The sequence below is a fragment of the Oceanobacillus locisalsi genome (assembly GCF_042675985.1).
Lineage (GTDB): Bacteria > Bacillota > Bacilli > Bacillales > Amphibacillaceae > Oceanobacillus > Oceanobacillus locisalsi.
In genome coordinates this window covers 71,649-94,222 of sequence record NZ_JBHTKK010000017.1, presented here as the reverse complement: position 1 = coordinate 94,222, position 22,574 = coordinate 71,649, and the positions used below count along the sequence as shown (strand labels likewise).

24 protein-coding genes, 1 rRNA gene and 1 riboswitch are annotated in these 22,574 nt (G+C 38.1%); of the genes, 8 read left to right on the top strand and 17 right to left on the bottom strand.

Going from position 1 to position 22,574, the window contains the following annotated elements; translation table 11 throughout:
* Both ACFQ19_RS13795 and pdxR read right to left on the bottom strand, forming a co-directional pair.
* A 16S ribosomal RNA gene (locus ACFQ19_RS13795) occupies window positions 1–118 on the bottom strand; the annotation flags it as partial.
* 506 nt (window positions 119–624) lie between these two features.
* Window positions 625–2,040: a MocR-like pyridoxine biosynthesis transcription factor PdxR gene (pdxR, locus tag ACFQ19_RS13790; protein ID WP_379593028.1), complete on the bottom strand. Its 1,416-nt coding sequence runs from the start codon at window positions 2,038–2,040 to the stop codon at window positions 625–627.
* A 138-nt stretch (window positions 2,041–2,178) separates the two neighbouring features.
* Between pdxR and ACFQ19_RS13785 the strand changes: the two genes are divergently transcribed.
* Complete coding sequence (locus ACFQ19_RS13785) at window positions 2,179–3,057, top strand: DMT family transporter (protein ID WP_379593026.1); 879 nt, start codon at window positions 2,179–2,181, stop codon at window positions 3,055–3,057.
* A 221-nt stretch (window positions 3,058–3,278) separates the two neighbouring features.
* On the opposite strand, the gene ACFQ19_RS13780 is transcribed toward ACFQ19_RS13785, so the two are convergent.
* The 6 genes from ACFQ19_RS13780 to shc form a co-directional block, all read right to left on the bottom strand.
* On the bottom strand, window positions 3,279–4,109 hold the full coding sequence (locus tag ACFQ19_RS13780) for a hypothetical protein (RefSeq protein WP_379593024.1): 831 nt from the start codon (window positions 4,107–4,109) through the stop codon (window positions 3,279–3,281).
* A gap of 179 nt (window positions 4,110–4,288) precedes the next feature.
* Complete coding sequence (locus ACFQ19_RS13775) at window positions 4,289–4,603, bottom strand: DMT family transporter (RefSeq protein WP_379593022.1); 315 nt, start codon at window positions 4,601–4,603, stop codon at window positions 4,289–4,291.
* Window positions 4,603–4,944: a DMT family transporter gene (locus tag ACFQ19_RS13770; protein ID WP_379593020.1), complete on the bottom strand. Its 342-nt coding sequence runs from the start codon at window positions 4,942–4,944 to the stop codon at window positions 4,603–4,605. The genes ACFQ19_RS13775 and ACFQ19_RS13770 overlap by 1 nt, the downstream gene beginning before the upstream one ends.
* A gap of 80 nt (window positions 4,945–5,024) precedes the next feature.
* Window positions 5,025–5,124, bottom strand: a riboswitch (guanidine-I (ykkC/yxkD leader).
* A 199-nt stretch (window positions 5,125–5,323) separates the two neighbouring features.
* On the bottom strand, window positions 5,324–5,614 hold the full coding sequence (locus ACFQ19_RS13765) for a hypothetical protein (RefSeq protein WP_379593018.1): 291 nt from the start codon (window positions 5,612–5,614) through the stop codon (window positions 5,324–5,326).
* A gap of 346 nt (window positions 5,615–5,960) precedes the next feature.
* Window positions 5,961–7,010, bottom strand: a complete 1,050-nt coding sequence (locus ACFQ19_RS13760) for a 2,3-butanediol dehydrogenase (RefSeq protein WP_379593016.1) — start codon at window positions 7,008–7,010, stop codon at window positions 5,961–5,963.
* Between the two features lie 160 nt (window positions 7,011–7,170).
* Window positions 7,171–9,051 (bottom strand): squalene--hopene cyclase, encoded by a 1,881-nt coding sequence (shc, locus tag ACFQ19_RS13755; protein WP_379593014.1) that lies wholly within the window; start codon window positions 9,049–9,051, stop codon window positions 7,171–7,173.
* Between the two features lie 84 nt (window positions 9,052–9,135).
* On the opposite strand from shc, the gene ACFQ19_RS13750 reads away from it, so the two are divergent.
* From ACFQ19_RS13750 to ACFQ19_RS13735, 4 genes are all read left to right on the top strand, one after another.
* Entirely contained in the window at window positions 9,136–10,302 is a 1,167-nt protein-coding gene (locus tag ACFQ19_RS13750) for a DUF2515 domain-containing protein (RefSeq protein ID WP_379593012.1), read from the top strand.
* A complete protein-coding gene (locus ACFQ19_RS13745; RefSeq protein ID WP_379593010.1) occupies window positions 10,223–10,687 on the top strand; it encodes a CBO0543 family protein in 465 nt (154 codons plus the stop codon). Before ACFQ19_RS13750 ends, ACFQ19_RS13745 begins: the two co-directional genes overlap by 80 nt.
* A gap of 54 nt (window positions 10,688–10,741) precedes the next feature.
* A complete protein-coding gene (locus ACFQ19_RS13740) occupies window positions 10,742–11,785 on the top strand; it encodes a YkvI family membrane protein (RefSeq protein WP_379593008.1) in 1,044 nt (347 codons plus the stop codon).
* Between the two features lie 109 nt (window positions 11,786–11,894).
* Window positions 11,895–12,464, top strand: coding sequence for a Uma2 family endonuclease (locus ACFQ19_RS13735; RefSeq protein WP_379593006.1), 570 nt, complete (start codon window positions 11,895–11,897; stop codon window positions 12,462–12,464).
* A 151-nt stretch (window positions 12,465–12,615) separates the two neighbouring features.
* Here ACFQ19_RS13735 and arsC read toward each other — a convergent pair whose 3' ends face one another.
* Genes arsC through ACFQ19_RS13720 form a run of 3 tightly spaced genes read right to left on the bottom strand, consistent with a single transcriptional unit; the run spans window position 12,616 to window position 14,709 of the window.
* A complete protein-coding gene (gene arsC / locus ACFQ19_RS13730) occupies window positions 12,616–13,035 on the bottom strand; it encodes an arsenate reductase (thioredoxin) (protein ID WP_379593005.1) in 420 nt (139 codons plus the stop codon).
* A gap of 14 nt (window positions 13,036–13,049) precedes the next feature.
* On the bottom strand, window positions 13,050–14,348 hold the full coding sequence (locus ACFQ19_RS13725; protein ID WP_379593004.1) for an arsenic transporter: 1,299 nt from the start codon (window positions 14,346–14,348) through the stop codon (window positions 13,050–13,052).
* 16 nt (window positions 14,349–14,364) lie between these two features.
* Window positions 14,365–14,709, bottom strand: a complete 345-nt coding sequence (locus ACFQ19_RS13720; RefSeq protein ID WP_379593002.1) for an ArsR/SmtB family transcription factor — start codon at window positions 14,707–14,709, stop codon at window positions 14,365–14,367.
* A gap of 267 nt (window positions 14,710–14,976) precedes the next feature.
* Between ACFQ19_RS13720 and ACFQ19_RS13715 the strand changes: the two genes are divergently transcribed.
* Window positions 14,977–15,735 carry an SDR family oxidoreductase gene (locus ACFQ19_RS13715; protein WP_379593000.1) on the top strand — a complete coding sequence of 253 codons (759 nt, stop codon included), beginning with the start codon at window positions 14,977–14,979 and terminating at the stop codon, window positions 15,733–15,735.
* A 19-nt stretch (window positions 15,736–15,754) separates the two neighbouring features.
* A complete protein-coding gene (locus ACFQ19_RS13710) occupies window positions 15,755–16,084 on the top strand; it encodes a hypothetical protein (RefSeq protein ID WP_379592998.1) in 330 nt (109 codons plus the stop codon).
* A gap of 22 nt (window positions 16,085–16,106) precedes the next feature.
* Here ACFQ19_RS13710 and ACFQ19_RS13705 read toward each other — a convergent pair whose 3' ends face one another.
* Complete coding sequence (locus ACFQ19_RS13705) at window positions 16,107–16,484, bottom strand: MerR family transcriptional regulator (RefSeq protein ID WP_379592996.1); 378 nt, start codon at window positions 16,482–16,484, stop codon at window positions 16,107–16,109.
* Between the two features lie 350 nt (window positions 16,485–16,834).
* On the opposite strand from ACFQ19_RS13705, the gene ACFQ19_RS13700 reads away from it, so the two are divergent.
* Complete coding sequence (locus tag ACFQ19_RS13700) at window positions 16,835–17,665, top strand: carbonic anhydrase (RefSeq protein WP_379592994.1); 831 nt, start codon at window positions 16,835–16,837, stop codon at window positions 17,663–17,665.
* A 343-nt stretch (window positions 17,666–18,008) separates the two neighbouring features.
* On the opposite strand, the gene ACFQ19_RS13695 is transcribed toward ACFQ19_RS13700, so the two are convergent.
* From ACFQ19_RS13695 to ACFQ19_RS13675, 5 genes are all read right to left on the bottom strand, one after another.
* On the bottom strand, window positions 18,009–18,863 hold the full coding sequence (locus ACFQ19_RS13695) for an aldo/keto reductase (protein WP_379592992.1): 855 nt from the start codon (window positions 18,861–18,863) through the stop codon (window positions 18,009–18,011).
* Window positions 18,864–19,426: 563 nt separating this feature from the next.
* Window positions 19,427–19,984 carry a GNAT family N-acetyltransferase gene (locus ACFQ19_RS13690; protein WP_379593030.1) on the bottom strand — a complete coding sequence of 186 codons (558 nt, stop codon included), beginning with the start codon at window positions 19,982–19,984 and terminating at the stop codon, window positions 19,427–19,429.
* A 215-nt stretch (window positions 19,985–20,199) separates the two neighbouring features.
* Window positions 20,200–21,627: a serine hydrolase gene (locus ACFQ19_RS13685; RefSeq protein ID WP_379592990.1), complete on the bottom strand. Its 1,428-nt coding sequence runs from the start codon at window positions 21,625–21,627 to the stop codon at window positions 20,200–20,202.
* A gap of 358 nt (window positions 21,628–21,985) precedes the next feature.
* Entirely contained in the window at window positions 21,986–22,246 is a 261-nt protein-coding gene (locus ACFQ19_RS13680; protein ID WP_379592988.1) for a type II toxin-antitoxin system RelE family toxin, read from the bottom strand.
* Window positions 22,239–22,451 carry a hypothetical protein gene (locus ACFQ19_RS13675; protein ID WP_379592986.1) on the bottom strand — a complete coding sequence of 71 codons (213 nt, stop codon included), beginning with the start codon at window positions 22,449–22,451 and terminating at the stop codon, window positions 22,239–22,241. Before ACFQ19_RS13675 ends, ACFQ19_RS13680 begins: the two co-directional genes overlap by 8 nt.
* Window positions 22,452–22,574 lie beyond the last annotated feature (123 nt).

Sequence of the window (22,574 nt, the reverse complement as noted above, 5' to 3'; positions counted from 1 at the left end):
CCGCCGCTCGTTCCACGAACTTCCCTCCGAAGAGTTCCGTTCGCTTCCCGCGCTCGACTTGCATGTATTAGGCACGCCGCCAGCGTTCGTCCTGAGCCAAGATCAAACTCTCCATAAAAGTGTTTGTGTTTCTTAGCTTTCAGAAGTCATTACTGACTTTTTTAAGAAAAACGAGGTTGTCTTTCTTCTTTCGTACTGGTTGTTTTGTTCAGTTTTCAAAGAGCAATTTATATTTCTTCGCCTCAAAACAGCGACTTTATTAATATAGCATTTCTGTTTTTCAATGTCAACAACTTTTTTTAAGTTTTTGTCGAAGTGAATTTGCTTTATGTCGTTTCTTTATGACGACAAAAATTAATATATCATAGAAAAAAGCGAAGAGCAATACTTTTTTATAGCAAATTACTTCATATCCACCGACCAGCCTTTCATATACATGCCTGTCATACAAGCAGATTACATGTATAGTACTATCTTTTGCCTTTACATCATCCCATTATGCCGCATTCTCGATATCCAGATAAACGTGCAACTTCCTTCCGTGAGGAGTTCTTTCTTCCCCACAGAATAAGAAACAAAGGCTAAGTTCGCGACTTCTTGGAGCGGGGATTGCTATGAATGACATTACTTATTATTATCCTTAATTATCTCACTCAGCTGATATATCCCTTTTTCAATTTCATCCAGCGAAGCAAATCCATAGGATAGTCGTACAAACTGTCCTTCATTTTCTTTGTAAATACTTCCAGGATTGATAAGAATACCTTTAGATAATGCTTTTTCAAATAGTTTTTTTACTTTGAAAGCAGGTTTTATTTTCACCCAAATAAAGAAACCGCCTTTTGGAATATCCCAAACAGCAAAAGCATCTAAGTATTTTTCTAATGCATCTAAAGCTCTTTGCCGGCGAATCATCAGCTGATTCCTAACATGTTCAATATGATGTTCATACATACCGCTGGACAACCATTTTTCTGCTGCAAGCTGCGACAGCGTACTGGATCCGTAATCTAATTGCATTTTCAAATCCGCCAATCGTTCAATTACGGATTCCGGTCCGGCCAACCAGCCAATACGTAATCCGGGGCTTAACGTCTTGGATAAACTTCCAATATATAAAACATTACCATGACGATCTTTAGCTTTTAAAGGTTCTGGAGGCGCATTGTCCAACCATAAATCACGATATACATCATCTTCAATAACAGGAATCTGCTCTCGGATGCAGTATTCCATTAATTCCTCTCTTCTTTCCTCCTCCATTAAAATACCAGTTGGATTATGAAAAGTTGGGATAGTATATAAAATATTTCTGCCTGTTTCCTTCGTTTGAAAAATGGAATCCACTTTCACTCCTTTGTTATCCATTGGTACTCCACTCAAATCCATTCCGGCCGATTGAAAAACAGACAACGAATAAAGATAGGAAGGCTCCTCCAAGAAGACCGTTGATTTTTCTTTCAAAAGACCGATAGAAATAAGATGCAAAGCTTGCAGCGCGCCAGAAACAACGAAGATAGATGATGGCGACACATTCACACCTCTTTGTTTCAAATAACTGCTAATAGTCTGGCGTAACTTCAAATTCCCTTTTGGCTCTTCATATCCGAATGGAGTTAATTGCTCTGAGACTTTTTGGACAATATCCTGCATCTCTTTTAAAGGGAATAACTCTGGCGATAATTCTCCTTTGCTTAATTGAATAAGACGGTTATCTGATTCTGCATCATTGATTTCTTGTACGGTCGAGACACTTGGCTTATGAATTCCCTGCGTTACATTTCCATTCCAGTTTGTTGAAAAGCCGCTTCCCATCAATGTCCATGTATTATTAGTGACCACAGTTCCTTTTCCTGCTATGCCTTCTATCAACCCATCTGCCATTAATTCCTCCAGCGCTATGATAATCGTACTACGATTAACTTCAAACATTTTTGCCAAATGACGCTGGCTCGGAATTTGACTTCCTATGGCCCACTCGCCTTTAGAAATTTTCTCCTTTATAAAATCAATAATGATTTGATATTTTGGCTTTTTCATATGGACTCCTTTTCCAGTCACATATCAACTGGTTGGATTTTTTATTTTTCATCTGTTGCATACATTTTATCACAGCTTTATTAACATAAGAAACATCGCTATTAACTGGTTGTATTTAAGATGAAATGAGGTATATGTATGTTAAAATCTTTCCATGTAAAAATCACCGCCGCTCATTTGATAACCATTATTCTATGGGCATCTGCATTTCCCGGAATCCGGGCTGCTTTAAGTGCTTACTCCCCAGAGCATATATCCCTTTTCCGGTTATTAGTTGGATCGTTCATGTTGATAATTGTCGCCTGTATCAAAAAAATTAGCTTACCGGAAATCAAAGATATACCGGTTATTTTATTATTAGGTTTTCTGGGATTCTCCGTCTATCAAACAGCGCTTAATTTAGGAGAACAAACGGTTAGCGCCGGGATTGCCAGTTTACTGGTCTCTACAACGCCTCTATTCGCAGCTTTATTGGCCTTATTATTTTTCCGTGAAAAATTTGGTTTATGGGGATGGGTTGGCTCTTTCATCAGTTTTTGCGGTGTCGCATTCATTGCATTAGGTGACGCAGCCGGTAACTTTTCATTGAATGTTGGTGTTATTCTTATTTTAATCGCATCCCTTGCAGAAAGTATTTATTTTGTGTTTCAAAATGTTTATCTAAAAAAATATGGATTTTTTGCATTCACGATATATACGATTTGGGCAGGTACGCTTTTCATGTTGATTTTTTCTCCTGGACTCGGAGCAGCAATTATAAACGCTCCAATGGACGCAACGATGGCAGTGGTTTACCTGGGCGTTTTTCCAACAGTGATTCCATACTTTACGCTGGCGTATATAACTTCCAAAACTGGGGCGTCAGAAGCAACAAGTTCCCTCTATTTGACTCCTGTTTTTGCTTTTCTTATTGCTTGGATTTGGCTAGAGGAGGTTCCGCATTTCTTTGCATTTGTGGGAGGGGTGATTACGTTATTAGGGGTATTTATATCAAATATAAAGAAAGTGGATAAATGACAGATTAGCCAAACAGCATGAAAGATTTTTAAAAACACAAAGGGAGAATCAGAACTAAATTGAATTAATCCGATTCTCCTTCTATATTTACAACCAGCCAACCAACCTTCCTTTAAACTTAGACAACAATATCATGTGGAACGATAAAACCAATCCATGAATGACATCTTATCGACATAAAGGAATTATCTTTTTTCAGACATAGGGTATAAGGAATATTCTCATTGATGTGCACATTCTTCCAACATATAATATCCGCGTTCCTCATTTGGCACAACACGCGAACATTGCTGTGCCGGAATAGGGCCTGCTCCATTATTATTTGCTACATCAATCCATTCTTGATCCGATGCTACATCATACCGTATTGTCAGCGTATTTCCATTCACGCTGATCGTTTGGTCACTCTCATTCTCTTCAGCTTTATCCATAAATTGCTCTATCGCTTCTTCTATATTTTGAGCCTCATCTGCTTCAAATACGGCTTGTGAAGAATCTAAATAAATATCTTCCAGCCCGTCCCAAGTATGGAAACGAACAGAATTTGCTGTTAGCCATTCTTCATTCCCTAAACCTAAAGCCTCTTCCGCATCAGGACCGCCAGACTGAAGTCCCCTGTCTCGAACAATAAAGCTAACAGATTGGTCCTCCAGTTGTTTGCCAAGCAAACCGAATGTCGTTTTATAGAAATTATAAGAATATGTTGTTTCTCCTAAAGTAAAGTGACGATACTCGATTACGAGCGACTGCTGATCGTATGGTGAATCGATTTTAGTGTGACTATATCCCATTAACAAAACCATGAAGCCATGAAACAACAGGATTGGTATAAAAAGAAAAAGACCAGCAATTGTCCATACTTTAGGAAGGTTTGAAGGAATAGGAAGCTTTGCACGAAAACCAATTACAGTAAGAACAATAAGATTTATAATCATAGGAATGACATATCCAGTTGATTTTAAAACAAGTAAGGTATAATCTGTGTAATGTATGACGATAAGGGGCAAATCCATAACCCCTAACACAATGAGTATCCATTTTGTTTTTGTCATAAGACTCCCCATTCTTATCTATTTGCTGAGAGAAATGTTTTAACTCATCCGCCTTTAAAGAAATTCTAAAGATGCTCGGTCATGATGTAAATAAATCCCTCTTTGATAAACTTTATACAAATGATACATACACGATTATAACCAAAATCATCCGCAGAAATAAATAGCCATTTCACTCATTACGTAATCAGTTTAAGTCCGATAACAGAGCATAATACCATCGCTATAAAAACCATCCGTTTCCAGTCTTTTGATTCTCCATAAAAAATCATGCCAATAAGCGCACCGCCGACGACCCCAATTCCTGTCCAAATGGCGTAACCTGTTCCCATCGGGATGAATTGTAAAGAATAGCTGAGTAATGCAAGACTGGAACCAAATCCTAAAATAATCCAAATCACCGTTTGCCAATTCCGTTTTACAGCAAGTTGATTGATCATGGCAACACCAAATGTCTCCAGTAATCCCGCTATAATTAAAGTAAACCAAGCCATCAGGTTTCAGCTCCTTCCTTTGCTTTATCTGGTGTAACTAATTTCAAACCAATAACCCCAGATAATAATATGGCTATTAATATAATTTTTTCCCATTTAAATGCTTCTCCAAAGAAAAGAATCCCAGCAATAACTGTTCCTGCTGCCCCTAAACCTACAAATACAGCATAAACTGTTCCTGCTGGCAGGATTTGAGCTGCTGTGATCATTAAATAATTACTGACGATGATTAAGATAATTGTTCCAACCCATGTCCAAAAATTATAGGCATGCGTTAATCCAATCACCCAAAAGATTTCCAAAAAAGCAGCAACAAACACTCTCAACCAATTTCCATTCACTGAAAACACCTCCAATTATATTGTTTCCAAAAAAATAATAAAAAACAAAAAAAGCCCTGAGAGACAACTGTACATACAGTTTCTCCCGGGCTTTTATCCCTCCGTGACACAGCAATTCACTGTGTGTTTTCTCTCGGACCAGACCAAAATACATTTTGCGGAACCCTAGAAAACATTTTTATTTTATTATTTATGGTTCTATACAGATTAATGTAATTTTGTTATATAAGCATCCTATCAAAAAGAAGAAAGTGATGCAACTTTTATATACGAGAATGAGGCATTTTATTTATACACTGACTGAATAACACGGAGAAATGACGAAAGACCCTTATAGGAAAAAGCATTCTATATACCAGCAGCTAAATATACCTCTATTTTATACATATACCCCTATTAAAAATGGCAGTAAGAACAACACTACAGCAATGAATATGCATGCAATTGTCACAGGCTTAGATAATTTCGTTTTTCCTTTATACCACCCAGAAAATTGCAACTTATTCCTATATAGTACAAAAATAAGTAATAGAATAGCTATTGCGCCAAATCCCGAATAAGTTTCTGCTGCTTCATTGATGGTATATATATGTTCTATAATTGCCCAGCCCAATGCACCGAGTATCCCAAAAATAGCGATGATACGAATAAATTCTAATAATATTTTCATCTCATCATCTCCATTTTGTTATCACTTCCTCTGATTTTGATTTTCTATATCTTACTTACGTTAAGTAAAAAAGGTTAATACTACTTGTTTCTATATGATGAAACGAAAACAAAACCTTTTCACATTCTTTATGTCTTAATACAAAAAACACGAATACATTTCTGGAAAAGCTGTGTGTACAATAATAGCACTCGTCTCTTTTCCCATGATATAAGCATTTCTTCACCTTACTAGTTCAATAGGGTTAAATGAATGAGTTTTAGTTGAGCAAATGAAAAGGCTGAACCAATATTAGGTTCAGCCTAAAGCAGAGTTGCATTTCATGTTTAAATAACGATGGAATATATTATTTTTCTCCGCTTAATTCTACTAATATTTTTGCTTGAGACTTATCTGCTGTAAGTGCTTCAAAACCTTGTTCAACGATATTATCCAGCTCAATTTGATCCGTAATAATACCTTGAGGTTTTAATTGTCCTGTCGCCATTAAATCCACTGTTTGTTGGAATGTCGTAGGTGTGTAAGCAATTGATGATGTAATTTTCACACCTGTATTCGTTAACTGAATTGGATTCCATTCTATTTCTCTGGCAAAGATAGACACGATGACCATTGTTCCTCTTGGTTTGGTAGATTCAATAGATTGCTTGAATGTAGGGGCTACTCCAGCGACTTCAAATGAAACATCTACGCCATTAGGGGCAATTTCTTTAATCGCTTCTACAGGATCTTTCTCGCTGGAATTAATCACATGGGTTGCTCCTAGTTCTTTTGCTTTTTCCAGTCGGGTTTGTGATAAATCCAGCACAACGATTTTACTTGCACCAGCTGCTTTGGCTGCAATTGCTGTTAGCAAACCAATTGGACCGGCACCAAAAATAGCCACCGTATCTCCAAATTGAAGACCTGCTTCTTTTACAGCCTGAACAGCGACTGCAGTTGGTTCAATTAATGCCCCATCCTGTAAGGTTAGAGACTCTGGCAATAAGTACGTATTGCCCTCTGGAGCATGCGCAAATTTCGTGAATCCGCCATCTCCATGCAAACCAATAAAGCTGAAACCGTCATAAGCGTCTATATCTTCCGGTTTATTTCCATAAGTAAGTGTTGGGTTAATCGCTACTCTGTCACCAGGTTTAAACTTGGTCACATTTTGTCCTACCTCTTCCACAATTCCTGCAAATTCATGCCCCATTGTCAAAGGAGCTATCTCATTTGTTAACGGATCTTTTTCTTGATCAGGAACAAAAACTGGCCCTTCTTCATATTCATGAAGGTCACTGCCGCAAATACCAGTCCAAGCTACTTTTACCTTCACTTCTGAATCTTGTAACGGTTTCTCATTTACTTCTTCAATACGAATATCTTTTTTTCCATGCCATACAGCTGCTTTCACTGTTATCACTCCCAAAATTTTAACTCATTTTCATTACATCTATTATTATACGCTTTAAAACTTCCTCTCTCAAAGAAACTGTTTTAAATAGAGTCTTTTCAGAAGCTTCCTATATTTAAACAAAGCAACTTGTATGGCTTATCATTTCAAAATTTAAAAATCAACAAAACTTCACCCGATAATTCGCCAAAGCAAGCAATGGAAACAAGTATTCATAGCTATGATAGTGAATATAGAACCCGCCAGGAAGCCCCTGACCCTTCGGATAGGCTGTCGTCCAATCCACTTTCTCTGATGTCTCTAGTAAATACGCAATCCCCCGCTTGATTTCCGGCGTTACCTTTTCCTCTGCAGCAATCAGTGCATCTAATGCCCAAGCGGTATGTGTGCGCGTACTTTCCTTTAATGGGACATACTTCTTCTCTATATCGCTTTTACAAGACTCTCCCCATCCGCCACCCTGATTTTGAATGGCATATAACCATTGGGTCGCTTTTTGAACCTGCGGATGATTGCTGCGTGTTTTAACTGCTGCCAACCCCGTAATTGCCGACCAGGTACCATAGATATAACAAATCCCCCATCTGCCATACCAGGAGCCATCCTTTGCCTGGTTTTTCAAAAGCCACTTCACGCCGCGCTTTATAAAAGGCTGATACGTATCTGTATGCGTGTCATTTCCAAAGAACTCCAATGTTCTCCCTGTTAAATCTGCCGTTGATGGATCCAGCAGCATCGATCCACCTCCCTCAATCGGCAGCCAGGAAAGCAATGTATTATCCACATTTTTCTCAAAGGCAGGCCAGCCTCCATCATCATTCTGCATGGATACTGCCCACTGAATCCCGCGATCCCAAGCTTGTCGATAGATAGGGGTGTTGCTGGCAAATGAACAAATAGACCTTAATGAAGCCGTTGTATCGTCCAGATCAGGATTGAACGTATTGATATTAGAAAAACCCCATCCACCCGGTGTTGCATCTTGGTTATGGATAGCCCAGTCTCCGTATTTCATCTGCTCTCTCCCAAGTAAATACTGATTTGCCTTTTTAATTGCCGTTGCAGACGAAGATACGCCAGCCTTTTGCATCGCATGACTAATCAAAGCCGTATTCCAGACATTTGCCGTCGTATACTGCATATGTGTTTGTTTTCCAATATTGGTTTGAAACGATTTTAGTCCCTCTACTGCCTTGATAATAATCGGATCCTTTTTGGAATAGCCTCTGGCCATCAGAGCAAATATCATCAAAAACGTCGCACTGAAATAGCTGTAAAATGTGCCGTCCGATTCCCTTCGATTCAGCATATACTCCTCGGCACGCTGCAAGGCTAATTCATGGAGCTGTTCCGGATTCCCTATCAAATTGCCAATCCCCCGCCCGAAAGGCGTTTGAAAGGAGCGCCAACTGGTTAACTCCGCTTCCCAATCGCCGTCATCTCCCCGTTGTAAAAATAGATCGGACAAGTCAGGCGATCGCTTCGTTTTCCGGCTGAATTTATAATCCGCAGTAATTAATATCGGAACCAAATTGGACCGTGCATATAACGATAAGTCAAATAGATTAAGCGGAAAGGAAACTGGAAAAAGAATAAATTTAACCGGAACAGGGAGAAAGCGGGGCCACTTATACTGCCCTGTTAGAGCTAACATAACCTTTGCAAACATATTGATTTCTTTTAAACCGCCATGCCGCTGAATAAACCTTGTAGCCAAGCGAATCTCCCGGTCCTCCTTTTTTCGGTGACCGGAATAAAGGAGCGCATAACAAGCCTCCACCGTTGCTGTGAGGTTCCCCTCCGCTTCATCGTGGAATATTTTCCAGGCACCATTTTTCCCTTGTTTACGAAGGATTCTGCTTACCAGCACTTCGATTAAATCCTCTTCATCCTCTATTTCCAGCGTACGTAAGAGGATAATCATATAACAATCTGTGGAAATCCCTGTTTCAAAGGGATACGCCCAGGACCCGTCATGCTTCTGATCTTTTGTAAGTTTATTAACCAGACGATTGATTTCTATATCCACCTTTTCTTTCATCAGAAAACCTCTCTTATCAAAATCGTTTTTCCTATACATATGCCGCACCGTATAAGCATATTCCTTAGAGAAGGAGGAGACTGGATGACAATTGGCTGTTTCCAAAAGAAAAAAGTGTATGAAAAGTCTGTTCTTGAGATAAAAAGAGAACTGAAGAATAAAAGGAATCAAAAAGCAAACGGCCTATCTGTATCCGTGCTTCCTAAAAGAGAACAGGTATTCATTCAACGCATTCATCAATGGACAACTAAATGGAATAAAAATAATGTCACCCGGACACAAGCCTACTTTGATTTTTATGTGCAACATCCCGAAATCCATTGGGCTTTATTAGGACATATGGTATCAAGAAACGGCGGTTGGAGCATGACCGATTTGAAAGGTGACCTCCTATCGCGTTTGTTATCTGAAAAAGAACAAAAAAACTTCTATTTATTTTTAGAGCGGGGTAACTGGTTAATATTCCAGGATGTTTATCCGCAATTATTGCTATATCAGCAAAGTTTAAGAATGAATCAAAATCTTTTTCACCTTCTTCCTTTCTTGAATGTTTCGATATTTATGGAAGTGGTATGGAATCATTTTTGGAAGCATGGTGACCGTTATCTATTAGCCATCGCAACCATTATTAATGAACAAAGCTATTTAGAAAAAAGAGTGGTGCATCATCCTCATTTTAAAGAAACGGTATTAGATACATTGGGTTTTAAGCTGTATGATTTTTTACGCTTTAACCATGTTATTTTCCCGCATTATCAACTTGGAAAAATAGAAAAGAAGCCCGCATTAATCGGTGATACCCTGCACCATTTCGGTTCTCTTCACGAGCGTATTATGCTGGGGAAACGTTTATATGCCATCCTTTTCCAGCAACAATCTGTCATAAAAGATGTTCTGTTATGGGCAGGGAAGCATCCGCATACAGGCTCCCGATCCGATTATTGGAAAGATTTGTTTCATTCCGTGAATGAATCTGCACCTGGTAAGGTCTATCGACGAAGAACAAAGCATTGTGAACGCAGAAAAGGAACTCCTCGAATTTATAGTCCCCCATTGAAATACGCTTGGAAAAACATTGACCACTCTTCGGCTGAAACAGGTGACTGGTTTAATGATTTACATGTGATTGATTATTTTGTAGAAGAAGAAAAAAATACAGGTGGGGAAATTCATGAAAAATACTGCAAAGCAATGGAAAAAATCGAGCTTGCCATCATTGCAAAAAAAGCAATCTTTCTCAGACAGGAGTAAAAAACGGCAGGCGTTTGTCATCGCAGCTCTCTTTTCTTCCATCGTCGGGACCTACTTAGATTTATTTTTTGTCGGCATCGGGATGTATCATTTTCCGATGCGGCTTTTCCCGGAGATATTTACAGTTAATATTGCCTTTACGCTGCTGATTCTTCCTGTCTTCGTCATTCTATTTTTGTACGTGGCTAATCGGTTGAAGTTTCTTCCGCGTTGTATAATGATCCTTACGATTAGTATAGCTGTCATTTTTATTGAAAAAACCGCTGTGCAGCTGGGGTGGTTTATGCCCCATCCAGATTGGAATCATGCCTATTCTTTTTTCGGATATATGCTGTTCCTTATTATAGCTTGGAGGATTTTTCGGTTTTTTCAAGTAAAAATTTGAAAAGCTGGTATTTCCTCGTCCTGCTTATCATAAAAATGATGAGGAGGTGGCGTGATGCGAAATCGAAAAATATCTATATTGCTGTTAGCAGCTACATATGTTGGAACGGTTATTGGGGCGGGTTTTTCATCAGGAAAAGAAATTGTCACATTTTTTAGTACCTATGGAGCTCTAGGCACCATTGGCATTGCAATTAGCGGACTTTTATTTATTTGGATTGGAACTAAAATAATGATGATATCTGCCCGAATCGGAGCCTATTCTTATCAGGAATTAAACGCTTATCTATTCGGCAGAAACATTGCTAAAGCGGTGAACCTGTTTATCTTTTTGGTCGTAATTGGTGTCACTTCCGTCATGCTTTCCGGTGCGGGCGCGGTGTTTCAGGAACAGCTTGGTCTTCCATTTCAATTAGGAATTATCCTGACACTTATTCTTTCTTACATCGTTGTCATGAAAGGGTTAAACGGATTATTTGCGATCAACTCCTACATCGTGCCATTAATGATCCTGTTTGTTCTGTTTGTAGCCGGTTCTATTGGTGGCGAACAACCGCATCAGCTGGTAGAAAATCTCATTCCTGTTCAATTAGCGGACAACCTTTCATGGGCAGGTTCCCCTTTTGCCTATGCAGCATTTAATCTGATGACAGCACAAGTTGTCCTTGTACCGTTGGGAAAGGAGATTCAGGATGAACATATCCTACGTTGGGGCGGTTTTCTGGGAGGATTAATCCTATTCTTTATCTTGTTATCGATTCATTTTTCATTGTCCGTCTTTCCAGAAACATTTCCTTTTGAAATACCAATGGCCGAAATTGTCCAGCATTTTGGAGCCCTTATTCACGTTCTGTTCTTAATCGTTATTTACGGCGAGATTTTTAATACGGTTGTCGGAAATGTGTTTGGCATTACACGCCAGCTGCAGTCTGCGTTTCATCTTCGGTATCGGCACGCGGTCTTGATAATCCTGTTTGTCGTCTTTTTAATCAGCCAGGTGGGGTATGGGAAATTGCTGTCGGTATTGTATCCATTGTTTGGTTATTTGGGGTTGTTTTTTCTGTTGATTTTATTGATTAAAAAAATGCCTGAGAAATAAAATGGGAATAAAAATAGATGTTTTTGGCTGGGAATAATAAAGTAAATAGATATTTCATTTTATTTTCAATAAGAATTCGCTTATAATTTAGATAAGGATGGTGATTGAATTGCGTGTATCCGATAAAAATTTCAACACCTATGAAGAATTTGAAGAGAAACGACAACAATCCGATGAAATATTGGAATATATCGATGGAATTATTTACATGTCCCCTTCTCCAAGCATAACACATCAAAGAATAGCTTCTTTTCTTCATGGAGAACTGCATCAAGTATTAAAAAATAGCAGTTGCGAAGTATTTTCTGCACCAACGGATGTCTTGTTTGAGCAAAATGAGAACGATCATAATAAAAATAAAAGGGTTGTTCCTGACTTATTTGTGGCATGTCATTCTGAAAATTTCACTGAAAATGAATATATCGGGGCACCCGATTTCATCATTGAAATATTAAGCCCTTCAAATAAATCGCATGACTTCGTGAGAAAACTAAACCTTTATATGGAATATGGCGTAAAGGAATATTGGATTGTTGATCCGATGGAAAAACGTATCATGATGTACTCGCTGGATGAAAATGGAGAGGTGCAATTTGATTTAGTCAGTGAAAATGAGAAAGCTTCTTCCAGATTATTTAAAGACTTTACCATCGAAACTGAAAATTTGTTTGGGGACTAAATATCAAAAGCAACGGATAACAGCCCATAGCTATCTGTTGTTTGGTTTTATATCTATCCCTTATACAATAGCTAAAACAATGCGCTTTCGAATCATTTTATGATAATCGAAAGCGCATTGTTTACTACCTTATAATCAACCCGCACACACATTACTCTCCTGTTTCCGCAAAATACCTGATTCTTTCTCCAATCTGGTCACGAACTCGTTGAAACACTGCCCATCTCTCCGCTTCATTCCCTTGGGCTTTTGCAGGGTCATCAAATCCCCAATGGTCACGTTTCACTTGCGGCGGTGTCATAGGACACTTATCCGCAGCGTCCCCGCATAAAGTGACAACAAAATCCGCATTGTTTAAGGTTTCTGAGTCAATTATATCGGATGTTTGATTCGAAATATTCAAATCCACCTCTTGCATTGCCTTTACAGCATTCGGATTTAGTCCATGTGCTTCAATACCGGCGCTTCTCACTTCCCAAGCATCTCCAAGATATTTCTTCGCCCAGCCTTCAGCCATCTGGCTTCTGCAAGAGTTTCCAGTACATAAGAAATAAATTGTTTTTTTAGCCATCATCATACTCCTCGTTAAAATAGAATCAATGTTAGATATAAACCTGCTAATGTAATCAATAAGATAGGAAGAGTTAAAATAATCCCTGTCTTAAAATACGTTCCCCAAGAAATCTTTACGCCTTTTTGTGATAATACATACAGCCATACTAATGTTGCCAAAGAACCAATTGGTGTGATTTTCGGCCCTAAATCCGATCCGACTACATTTGCATAAATAAGTGCTTCTCGCAGCACACCAGACGTATTTGTTTCTGCAATGGCTAATGCATCAATCATGACAGTAGGCATATTGTTCATAATGGAAGATAAGAATGCTGCAATAAATCCCATCGCAACCGTTCCAACAAATAAACCTTGATCGGCTACAGTTTGAATCACGCTTGCAAGTGCCGATGTAAGACCAGCATTACCTAATCCATAGACCACCACGTACATGCCAATCGAGAAAAATACAATATTCCATGGGGCTCCTTTTATGACTTCTTTTGTATTCACAGCGGTACTGCTTTTGGCCATAACAATAAAGAAAATCGCAATGACGCCGGCAATAAATGACACAGGGACTTGGATAAATTCACTCGTAAAATACCCAATTACTAATATACTAAGCACAAGCCATGATAGACGAAACATTTTCACATCTCTTATTGATTCGCTTGGCACTCGTAATTTGGATACGTCATAATTTTTGGGTATGTTTTTACGAAAATAAATGAATAATACCGAAATCGTTGCGACGAAAGAAAATAAATTTGGAATAATCATTCTGGAAGCATATTCGACAAATCCAATACCAAAGAAATCAGCTGAAACGATATTTACTAAATTACTGACAATAAACGGCAGGGATGTTGTATCAGCGATAAAGCCGCTTGCCATGATAAATGGAAAAATCATTTTTTCTTTAAATTCCAAATGACGTACCATCGCCAGTACAATCGGTGTCAAAATGAGTGCTGCGCCATCATTTGCAAATAAAGCTGCGACAACCGCACCTAACATGCTGATATAGACAAACATTCGGATTCCGTTCCCTTTTGCTATCCGCGCCATATGTAATGCTGCCCACTCAAATAATCCAATCTCATCTAATACTAAAGAAATAAGAATGATGGCAACAAACGATAATGTTGCATTCCATGTGATGTCGATAACTTCCAATACATCACTCAACCCCACCACGCCTGTGAGTAAAGCAAGAATAGCTCCCCCTATGGCAGACCAGCCGATATTTAAATTTTTCGGCTGCCAAATAACCAGAACGAGGGTTAATATAAATATAAAAATGGCGATTATAAGTGTTGCTGACAAAATAAGACCTCCAAACCTAACAACAAGAAATGCGTGTTCCTTTCTCTTCCAGTTCTTTTAATTTACCATCTTGATCTGGCAGTTGATCCAGAATCGGCTTGATGAATGCATAATACGTACTTTTCCGATGGATCGAATAAAATATCCACTGTCCTTTTCTTTCTTCTTTCACCAGCCCCAAATCTTTCAATTTACGTATATGTTGACTAATAGCTGGTTGACTGGATTGAAATATTTCAACAAACTCACAAACACAACACGTTTGTTCATCCATTAATTTCAGCATAATCAGTCTTGTTTTATCACCAAGTAATTTTAAAATATCGGCAGCTTCATCCATTTCGATTGTAGTTTGCTGCATGTGATTCCCCCTCCTGCCTCTATATCATTAATTATATAATTATATGCTTATATATTCAAATGAAAAAGTTTAGTTGTTTCGTATCAAGGTATTAACTGTATTTACAGGAAGCCATAAACAACGGATCCCAAAATAAATAACCCACAGGTTACAGCACTAAGAAACTTTGCGCGAGGAAATAGCTGCCTTATTTAAAATTTTCTATTGCCTTCAAGCGCGCTTCAAGGTTTACACTCTAGATGAATGATTTTCAAGGAGGAAATGATCATGGCAAAATTTGATACATTGAAAGATAAAGCAGTTGTTGTGGCAGGCGGCGGGAAAAACCTTGGCGCTTTGGTAAGCAAGAATTTCGCACATGACGGAGCAAAAGTAGTCGTGCATTATCACAGTGCTTCCTCTGAGAAAGAAGCACAGCAAACCCTTGAATCGATCAAAAATAACGGCGGTGAAGCTGTATTATTTCAAGGGGATTTAACAAGCCCGTCGAAAATGGAAGAACTGTTCGACTTTGCTGTAAGTCAATATGGCAACATTGATATTGCTGTAAATACCACAGGAAAAGTTCTTCGCAAACCGATTGTAGAAACGTCTGAAGAAGAATATGATAGCATGCAGCAGATTAACGCAAAAACCGCCTACTTTTTTATCAAAGAGGCAGCGAAGCATATGAACGATAACGGAAAAATCGTTACAATCGTCACAGCATTATTAGCCGCTTATACGGATGGATATTCTACGTACGCAGGCGAAAAAGCACCTGTTGAGCACTATACACGGGCTGCTTCAGCAGAATTAATGAACCGAGGAATTTCCGTCAATAGCATTGCTCCGGGTCCGATGGATACGCCTTTCTTCTATCCTCAGGAAACAGAGGAAAGAGTAGCATTTCATAAGTCGCAAGCACTTCATCATCAATTAACGCAAATTGAAGATATTGCTCCAGTCGTTACATTTTTGACAACAGACGGATGGTGGATTAATGGTCAAACCATATTCGCAAATGGAGGGTATACAACCCGCTAATCAAAAGGAGGAGATTTCCATGCATTGTTTTTTAGCCGAATATGCTCCAAAAGAAACGACAATATCTATTTTGGCTTCTACTGGGGATGTAAACGCAAGTAGAAAAGTTTATATCTCTCAAGCATCTTTTGTGACTGATTTAACGAACAAAATGATTGAACTCTCACATGAACAAGGTCTTTACCACCATGATATCTTTGCAATTGGTGTCATAGTGGATGCGAAAGAAATGCTTGGACGGGAGTCGAAACAACTCCAACAAGAACTAGCATCTTCATTTGGTTTTACATCTGTTGTTGATTCGAACGAAAATATTGTTCGTAAAAAGCTGCTACAAAACGCCAAATAAATGATACAAAAACCTCTCAGAACTAAATCCGAGAGGTTTTTATAGGTGATTTCTCTTCGTCCAGTATCTCCATTTTCTTTGTCAGCTTGTCCAACGCGATATCAATATCCAGCTTCTGTTTCTGCAATTTTTCCTGATGGTCTCGAAAGATTTTTGTTCGTTCTTCTAACGTGCTATCCCCTTTCATGTGTAAGTGTGCCACATGCCTTAATGTTTCAATAGACATTCCTGTTGCACGCATACACCCTATTAGCTCCAGCCAAAATAAATCTTCTTCCTTAAACATCCTATAACCATTTTCACTGCGCTCAACAAATGGCAAAAGCCCTTCATTATCATAATAGCGAATGGTTGATGCCGGAACTTCTGTTTTTTCAGAAGCTTCTTTAATTGTCAGCATTTTTTCACACCACCTGTTTTTGTTTTCTTTGTACGTCATTTCAGCAAAACGATATTTTAAAAATTATACTAAGTGAAAACGTATCATGCATTTCTTTAAATATATTATTATTATAAACACTCAAGTTATCTTGAATGCAACCAGGAGCGTGGCAAATATGCTTCTTCATACCTCTGATTCTTTGTGATAACGACCTCACATTAGTAGAGAATGCTTTCTAAAGAAATCCGCGACATGGGTCCTCCTAAAACACATCATTCTAGCAGTGAATAGTTACTATTATTTATTGAATAACTTCATTGAATTCGTTAACATTTAGCTATTAATATGAAATAAAAAGGGGCAATATTATGAAAAGATTTAAATGGATGTGGATTTCAGTATTTTTATCCATTACACTACTAACTGCATGCTCTGGGAACACAATAACGGAAGAAGATTCTGCAGAAGGAAGTACTGACGAAGCAGAAGAAGAAATTCCTCCTGCAGAGGAGACAGAATGGTCCTATACAGGTGAAACTGGTCCTGACCAATGGGATACCTTGCACCCAGAATATCTTACTTGTGCTGAAGGACAGGAGCAGTCACCAATTGATATTGATTTAGCAAAGGTTAAATTAGATGAGACATTAAATGATATCGAAATAAACTATCAACCTACTGCATTTACATTAGAGAATACTGGTCATACAATTCAACTGAATGATCCAACTGGAAGTAACACTATTATTGTTGAAGGTGAAGAATATAGCGTACAACAATTACACTTCCACATTCCAAGTGAAAATGCAATTGATGGACAATTCTTTGATATGGAAGGACATATTGTACATAATAATGAAAATGGAGATCTTGCAGTACTTGGATTCATGATTGAAGCTGGGGAAGAAAACAAAACCCTAGCAGAAGCTTGGTCAAAAATGCCCGAAGAAAAAACGGAAGAGGATGTAGAACTGGATAATTTAATTAATTTACATGATTTATTACCGGAAGACCTTACTACCTTTAGATTTAGTGGTTCATTAACAACACCACCATGTACAGAAGGTGTTAACTGGCTTTTACTAGAAGAACCAATTTCATATTCTCAGGAACAAATTGATACATTTGGCGAGATTTTCTCACCGCATAACCATCGTACACCACAACCATTAAATGATAGAGAAGTTCACACGCATTAATGCTTCATCTATTTTAGAATCCATACACAAACCGTGGTCTTTTTTTAATAGGATGCGTTTTTCGTCTTTTTATGCTCAAGAATTCAATAATTTATAACTACACGATATTCGCCAATATTTATATTATCTCTAACAATGGCAAAAAACTATTCAGAATAGCTTCCTGTGCCAATAGATAAAAGGTGGGTCTGCCTCAAACAGACCCACCTTTTATCTATTACTCAAAAATATTTAACTCAAATAGTGTGTTTTTTCGTTTCAAACCAAATATTGGTGACGATATATCAGAAACGGAAACATCTGCATGTACCGAATACAATACGATGTTCATTTCGTTTCCTGCTTATACATATTCATGGTATTCATTAGGATCCTGCCCTTCTACACGGCCGGATTCCCCTTGATCCAATGAATCAATTCTTTCTATATCTTCAGAAGATAATTCAAAGTTGGTGCTATTGATATTATCTTTTTGATGCGTTGGATTGCTTGATTTTGGAATCGTAAATACGCCAGCCTGATAGTTCCAATTCACAATAACTTGCGCCGGGGTTTTACCGTATTTATCCGCAATTTCTTTAATTGTGGCATTTTCCAGCACGTCATTCAGGTGACCCCGGCCAAAAGGACTCCAGGCTTCCGTAAGAATACCCCGTTTTTCATTTTCTTCAACCATACGCTTATTATTAAAATAAGGTTGACGCTCCACCTGGTTTGTAGCAGGCGTTACACCTGTTGCTTCAATAATGTCATCCAGATGTTCCGGTTCAAAGTTTGAAACACCGATGGTTCGGATTAATCCTTGTTTTTGAGCATCCACTAAGGCCTTCCAAGCTTCGACATATTTGCCGTCTTTGGGATTCGGCCAATGAATTAAATACTTGTCAAAATATTTTAGTCCCATGCGGCGTAACGATTCTTGAATAAAGATAAACGCCTTGTCGTATTCATGGTGAGAGCCAGGCAATTTCGCACTGACTAAAATTTCTTCTCGGGGAAGTGCAGATCGGCGTACTGCTTCACCGACAATGCCTTCATTGTTATAGTTTGTTGACGTATCGATTAAACGGTAGCCTAAGTTTAAGGCGTTTAAAATTTCAAATGTACCCTGATCACCGTCAATACCGATTGTGCCTAGTCCCACAAAAGGAAGCACGGAACCATCATTTAGAGTAAAACCATTATTATTAAGAGTCATCAAAATCGCCTCTCCTTTAAACTTTTTGTCATGTGAGTTGAGAATGACAGAAAATATTACCCTCCTGTCTGCCAGTATAAAACCAACAGGCTGTTTTTACCTTAACAGAGGGCTTACAGTTAAAATATCTTCCCATCAATTATCAAACTCAAATCACATCACCAGTATTCATATTTTCATCTTTCACTAAGATGTCCACCATTACTATACCCAATTTAAAAAAATCTTACACAAGACAGAACTGATCAAAGAAATAAGGAACCACAAAAAGATGTAATCTGCAAGTTGTTATGTAAAGCGATAGCCTTTCTATACCTAATCAACAATAATTTGCATAGAATTTAAAATTTGTTATTATTCGTACGAATAATTCAATAAGTATACTACTTTATAGAGCATAGCTTAACTATAATGGTAAATAAAACTTTCGCGAGGGGGGGACTGAAGGCAAGGCATATATGCCAAAGCTATAATAAGCTCATTTATTTTACCTTGAAAGTACTCATTAACGGAATGTAGGGCGCAATTCAAATAAACGGAATTGCGCCCAAGGTAACCATCTCTTATTTGGAGTTCATATAATACACCAGATTATCGGTCCATACACCAAATTCAAATATAAAATCTTTTCTAATACATTCAAATTCCATGCCAACACTTTCTGCAAGCTTTAAGGAAGGTTCGTTGTCAACATTGATGTGAGCCTCTATACGATGGAATGCAAGATTTTTAAAAGCGATGTGAAGAGCCGCTTTTACTGCTTCTTTCCCATAACCATTCCGCCAAAATTGATTGTGAATCGTGTAGCCTAAAAGCCCCCACTGAAATTCATCTCTGATAAGCGTTTCGAGTTCAACCTTACCAAGTTGTTTTTGATCTGACTTTCGAAAGATACCAAATACATACACTTTGTCCTTATCAGCATATTCTTTAAATTTTGAAACGACCTTTTCATTGAATGTTTGTTGCGTCCATCCGCTCAAATCCATTTTATTGTCATCGTACTTATACTGGGAAGGTAATCTGTTACGACAACCTTCCAGCCAACGATGATAATCCCCATTCTGCAACGGTCTTAATACCAATCTTTCCGTTTCTAATTGAAGTTTGGTTTTCTCTATTTCCAATGTGATGCCTCCTTAGCATAATTTTTCCAATGACCAATACGTCCATATCTACATGAAGAAAATTTAATTTATATGCCATAAGCCATCACACCTTTCGTTTAAATGATATAGATAGTATACCATTGTATCCTGCGATCTGGAAGATATTAATCCATTTAAAAATGAGTCGGCACAACTTTTACTGCTATACTCGTTTCCAAAAAATAAAATTAATTCCCTTCCTCTATCTTAGGAATTTGTCTGTACGCAAATGCAATCCGATCAATTTTCTTATCTTCATCTCTCACAAAACGAATAATCGTATCCATTTCCCTCATTGTAAATAAAAACTGGTCATCCCCAATGGGCTGAAGTACACCATCAGCTAAACCAGCAGCTTTCAAATGCAGGCTGTCATCTTTCACATAGAATTCTATTTTCAAACCATCATCCGATAGGAACGTTCCCTCCAGTTCCCTTAAACTTTCAAGTGCTAAGTCAACCACTTCAACGTTTAAGTGGGAAGCATCGAATGGTTTGTTCAAGTAACCGGCAAATGCACTAAAAAGCAATTTGGAAGATGGGGCTCCTGCTACATTTGCAAGTGCTATTCCTGTTAGTCCGATTTCCGGAAGCATATTCAGCTGAGCGGTTACTCCTTTAATATCTCCACCGTGGTGAATAAGCTTATAACCATAGAAATCCGGAATAATCATTAAACCGTAACCATAGCAGGTTCCTTTTTCACATTGGATATACGGCGTCGTCATGACCGCCACACTTTCTGGAGACAGGATTCGCGCATGACCAACCATTCCATCATTTCGGATCACTTCTGCAAATTGGAGCATATCATTCATTGTTGACTTTAAAAATCCTGCTGCACGCATTGCTGGTGCATCCAATGGATTATTGGACCTGAATATAATTTCTTCATCATTTTCTTCTCGTATATCATATAAAACAGCTATATCTTTAGATTCTAGATTTTCGGGTTGAAAGCCGCTGTTATGCATCCCCGCAGGCTCTAAAATATGTTGTTGCACATATTGCTCATACGGTTGGCCGCTGATGCGTTCGATGATGGCACCTAGAAGAGCATAGGCATCATTGGAATAACTGAATATAGCCCCTGGTTCCCCAAGTAATGTAAAATCTGCTTTTGCAATGGCATCCATTAACTCGGAATACGTATCAATCGCCTGAATCGCATCCAATGGATTTTCTTGCTGTTGATTTTCTTCTAAGTTTAAATCCTTTTCCATACTTTTCTTCACTGCACTCATTAAAGTAGGTAATGGCGGAATACCTGATGTATGTGTCAAAAAATGATGAATCGTTATTTGTTTGGTCTGCTCTTCATTTGGCATCTTCAATTCCGGTAAATAGTTGATAACAGAGTCATTTAGATGCAGTTTTCCCTTTTCTTGTAACTGGAGAATAGCAACAGCTGTAAAAGCTTTCGTTATGGAACCCACTCCAAAAACAGTATCTGGTGATAAAGGAAGTTCTTCTTCTCTGTCACGGTAACCGAATTCTTTCGCATAACTCCATTCACCGTCTTGGGCCAGTCCAATTGCAAAACCCGGCACGTTATATTTTTTCAACATCTCCTCACCATATTGTTCGAAATCGTGGATTCCTGTTTCTTTTTTCATAAAGTAAACCTTCTTTCTTTTATTTATATGACCTTTTGGATCTATTTTAATCATTTTGAAGAACCGTCATAATACGCTAAGTAATTAAAAACCCAAAGGCTTGGCAAAAATACACCAGTAAAGCCTTTGCAGCTAGGAATGATAATTTTTATGAAGACAGAAACTGTAGCTTTGAGAAGCTATATATTTAGGAATAACACATACATAATCAATGGTTGACAAATAAAACTTGGTAAGAAGCGACCGCTTCGGAAGAACACTACGTAAACTAGTGGAATGCATCACATCTAATTGTATCATTCAACCAATAATTTTGGGGAAGAACCAAAATTAAACGCCTTCTTTTAAAAAGAGGCGTTTATTTTTTATAAATATCCCCGCGGCTCCCGATTTTTAAAACAAGCACAATGAGATTACCTTGATCGACCTCAAAAATAATACGGAAGTCACCAATACGCTTTCGGAATGTACTCGTATAACCTTTCAACCGTGTCACGTTTGTATCTAAAAAAGGATTTTCTGCAAGTTTCGTCAAAGCTTCCATTAATCGTTTGCGATTTGGTTTATCCAACTTCTTAAGATACTTCGCCGCTTGCTTATCAACCCTCAGCTCATACATCCCGAGTTTCCTCGAAAAGTTCATCTAGTGTAACATATTCTCCGTCTTTGACGCGTTCACGAGCTTCGTCCACTTCCTTTTTGGTCTCATCGTTCAATTCTAATTCTTCTTCATCAAATAAATGACGGAAAATTTCAACCATTCGAGGTAATTTTTCTTCTGGTAATTCGTCTACCAAGCGGTGTAATTCTTTCCTGTCAATCATTGCTACCCACCATCCTTTATTATTTATTATACCATGTTTAAAGGTCAGCTGTTCAACTTATCTAAATGATCCAAAAATCCGCATTGTAAAAACATTTTAGGTTTAGTATATCACCTTTACCTC

Excerpts from the sequence above, each read along its gene's own strand:
- pdxR (WP_379593028.1), bottom strand. The coding sequence starts at position 2,040 with ATGAAAAAGCCAAAATATCAAATCATTATTGATTTTATAAAGGAGAAA.
- ACFQ19_RS13785 (WP_379593026.1), top strand. The coding sequence starts at position 2,179 with ATGTTAAAATCTTTCCATGTAAAAATCACCGCCGCTCATTTGATAACC.
- ACFQ19_RS13780 (WP_379593024.1), bottom strand. The coding sequence starts at position 4,109 with ATGACAAAAACAAAATGGATACTCATTGTGTTAGGGGTTATGGATTTG.
- ACFQ19_RS13775 (WP_379593022.1), bottom strand. The coding sequence starts at position 4,603 with ATGGCTTGGTTTACTTTAATTATAGCGGGATTACTGGAGACATTTGGT.
- ACFQ19_RS13765 (WP_379593018.1), bottom strand. The coding sequence starts at position 5,614 with ATGAAAATATTATTAGAATTTATTCGTATCATCGCTATTTTTGGGATA.
- shc (WP_379593014.1), bottom strand. The coding sequence starts at position 9,051 with ATGAAAGAAAAGGTGGATATAGAAATCAATCGTCTGGTTAATAAACTT.
- ACFQ19_RS13750 (WP_379593012.1), top strand. The coding sequence starts at position 9,136 with ATGACAATTGGCTGTTTCCAAAAGAAAAAAGTGTATGAAAAGTCTGTT.
- ACFQ19_RS13745 (WP_379593010.1), top strand. The coding sequence starts at position 10,223 with ATGAAAAATACTGCAAAGCAATGGAAAAAATCGAGCTTGCCATCATTG.
- ACFQ19_RS13740 (WP_379593008.1), top strand. The coding sequence starts at position 10,742 with ATGCGAAATCGAAAAATATCTATATTGCTGTTAGCAGCTACATATGTT.
- arsC (WP_379593005.1), bottom strand. The coding sequence starts at position 13,035 with ATGGCTAAAAAAACAATTTATTTCTTATGTACTGGAAACTCTTGCAGA.
- ACFQ19_RS13720 (WP_379593002.1), bottom strand. The coding sequence starts at position 14,709 with ATGCAGCAAACTACAATCGAAATGGATGAAGCTGCCGATATTTTAAAA.
- ACFQ19_RS13715 (WP_379593000.1), top strand. The coding sequence starts at position 14,977 with ATGGCAAAATTTGATACATTGAAAGATAAAGCAGTTGTTGTGGCAGGC.
- ACFQ19_RS13710 (WP_379592998.1), top strand. The coding sequence starts at position 15,755 with ATGCATTGTTTTTTAGCCGAATATGCTCCAAAAGAAACGACAATATCT.
- ACFQ19_RS13705 (WP_379592996.1), bottom strand. The coding sequence starts at position 16,484 with ATGCTGACAATTAAAGAAGCTTCTGAAAAAACAGAAGTTCCGGCATCA.
- ACFQ19_RS13700 (WP_379592994.1), top strand. The coding sequence starts at position 16,835 with ATGAAAAGATTTAAATGGATGTGGATTTCAGTATTTTTATCCATTACA.
- ACFQ19_RS13695 (WP_379592992.1), bottom strand. The coding sequence starts at position 18,863 with ATGACTCTTAATAATAATGGTTTTACTCTAAATGATGGTTCCGTGCTT.
- ACFQ19_RS13685 (WP_379592990.1), bottom strand. The coding sequence starts at position 21,627 with ATGAAAAAAGAAACAGGAATCCACGATTTCGAACAATATGGTGAGGAG.
- ACFQ19_RS13680 (WP_379592988.1), bottom strand. The coding sequence starts at position 22,246 with ATGTATGAGCTGAGGGTTGATAAGCAAGCGGCGAAGTATCTTAAGAAG.
- ACFQ19_RS13675 (WP_379592986.1), bottom strand. The coding sequence starts at position 22,451 with ATGATTGACAGGAAAGAATTACACCGCTTGGTAGACGAATTACCAGAA.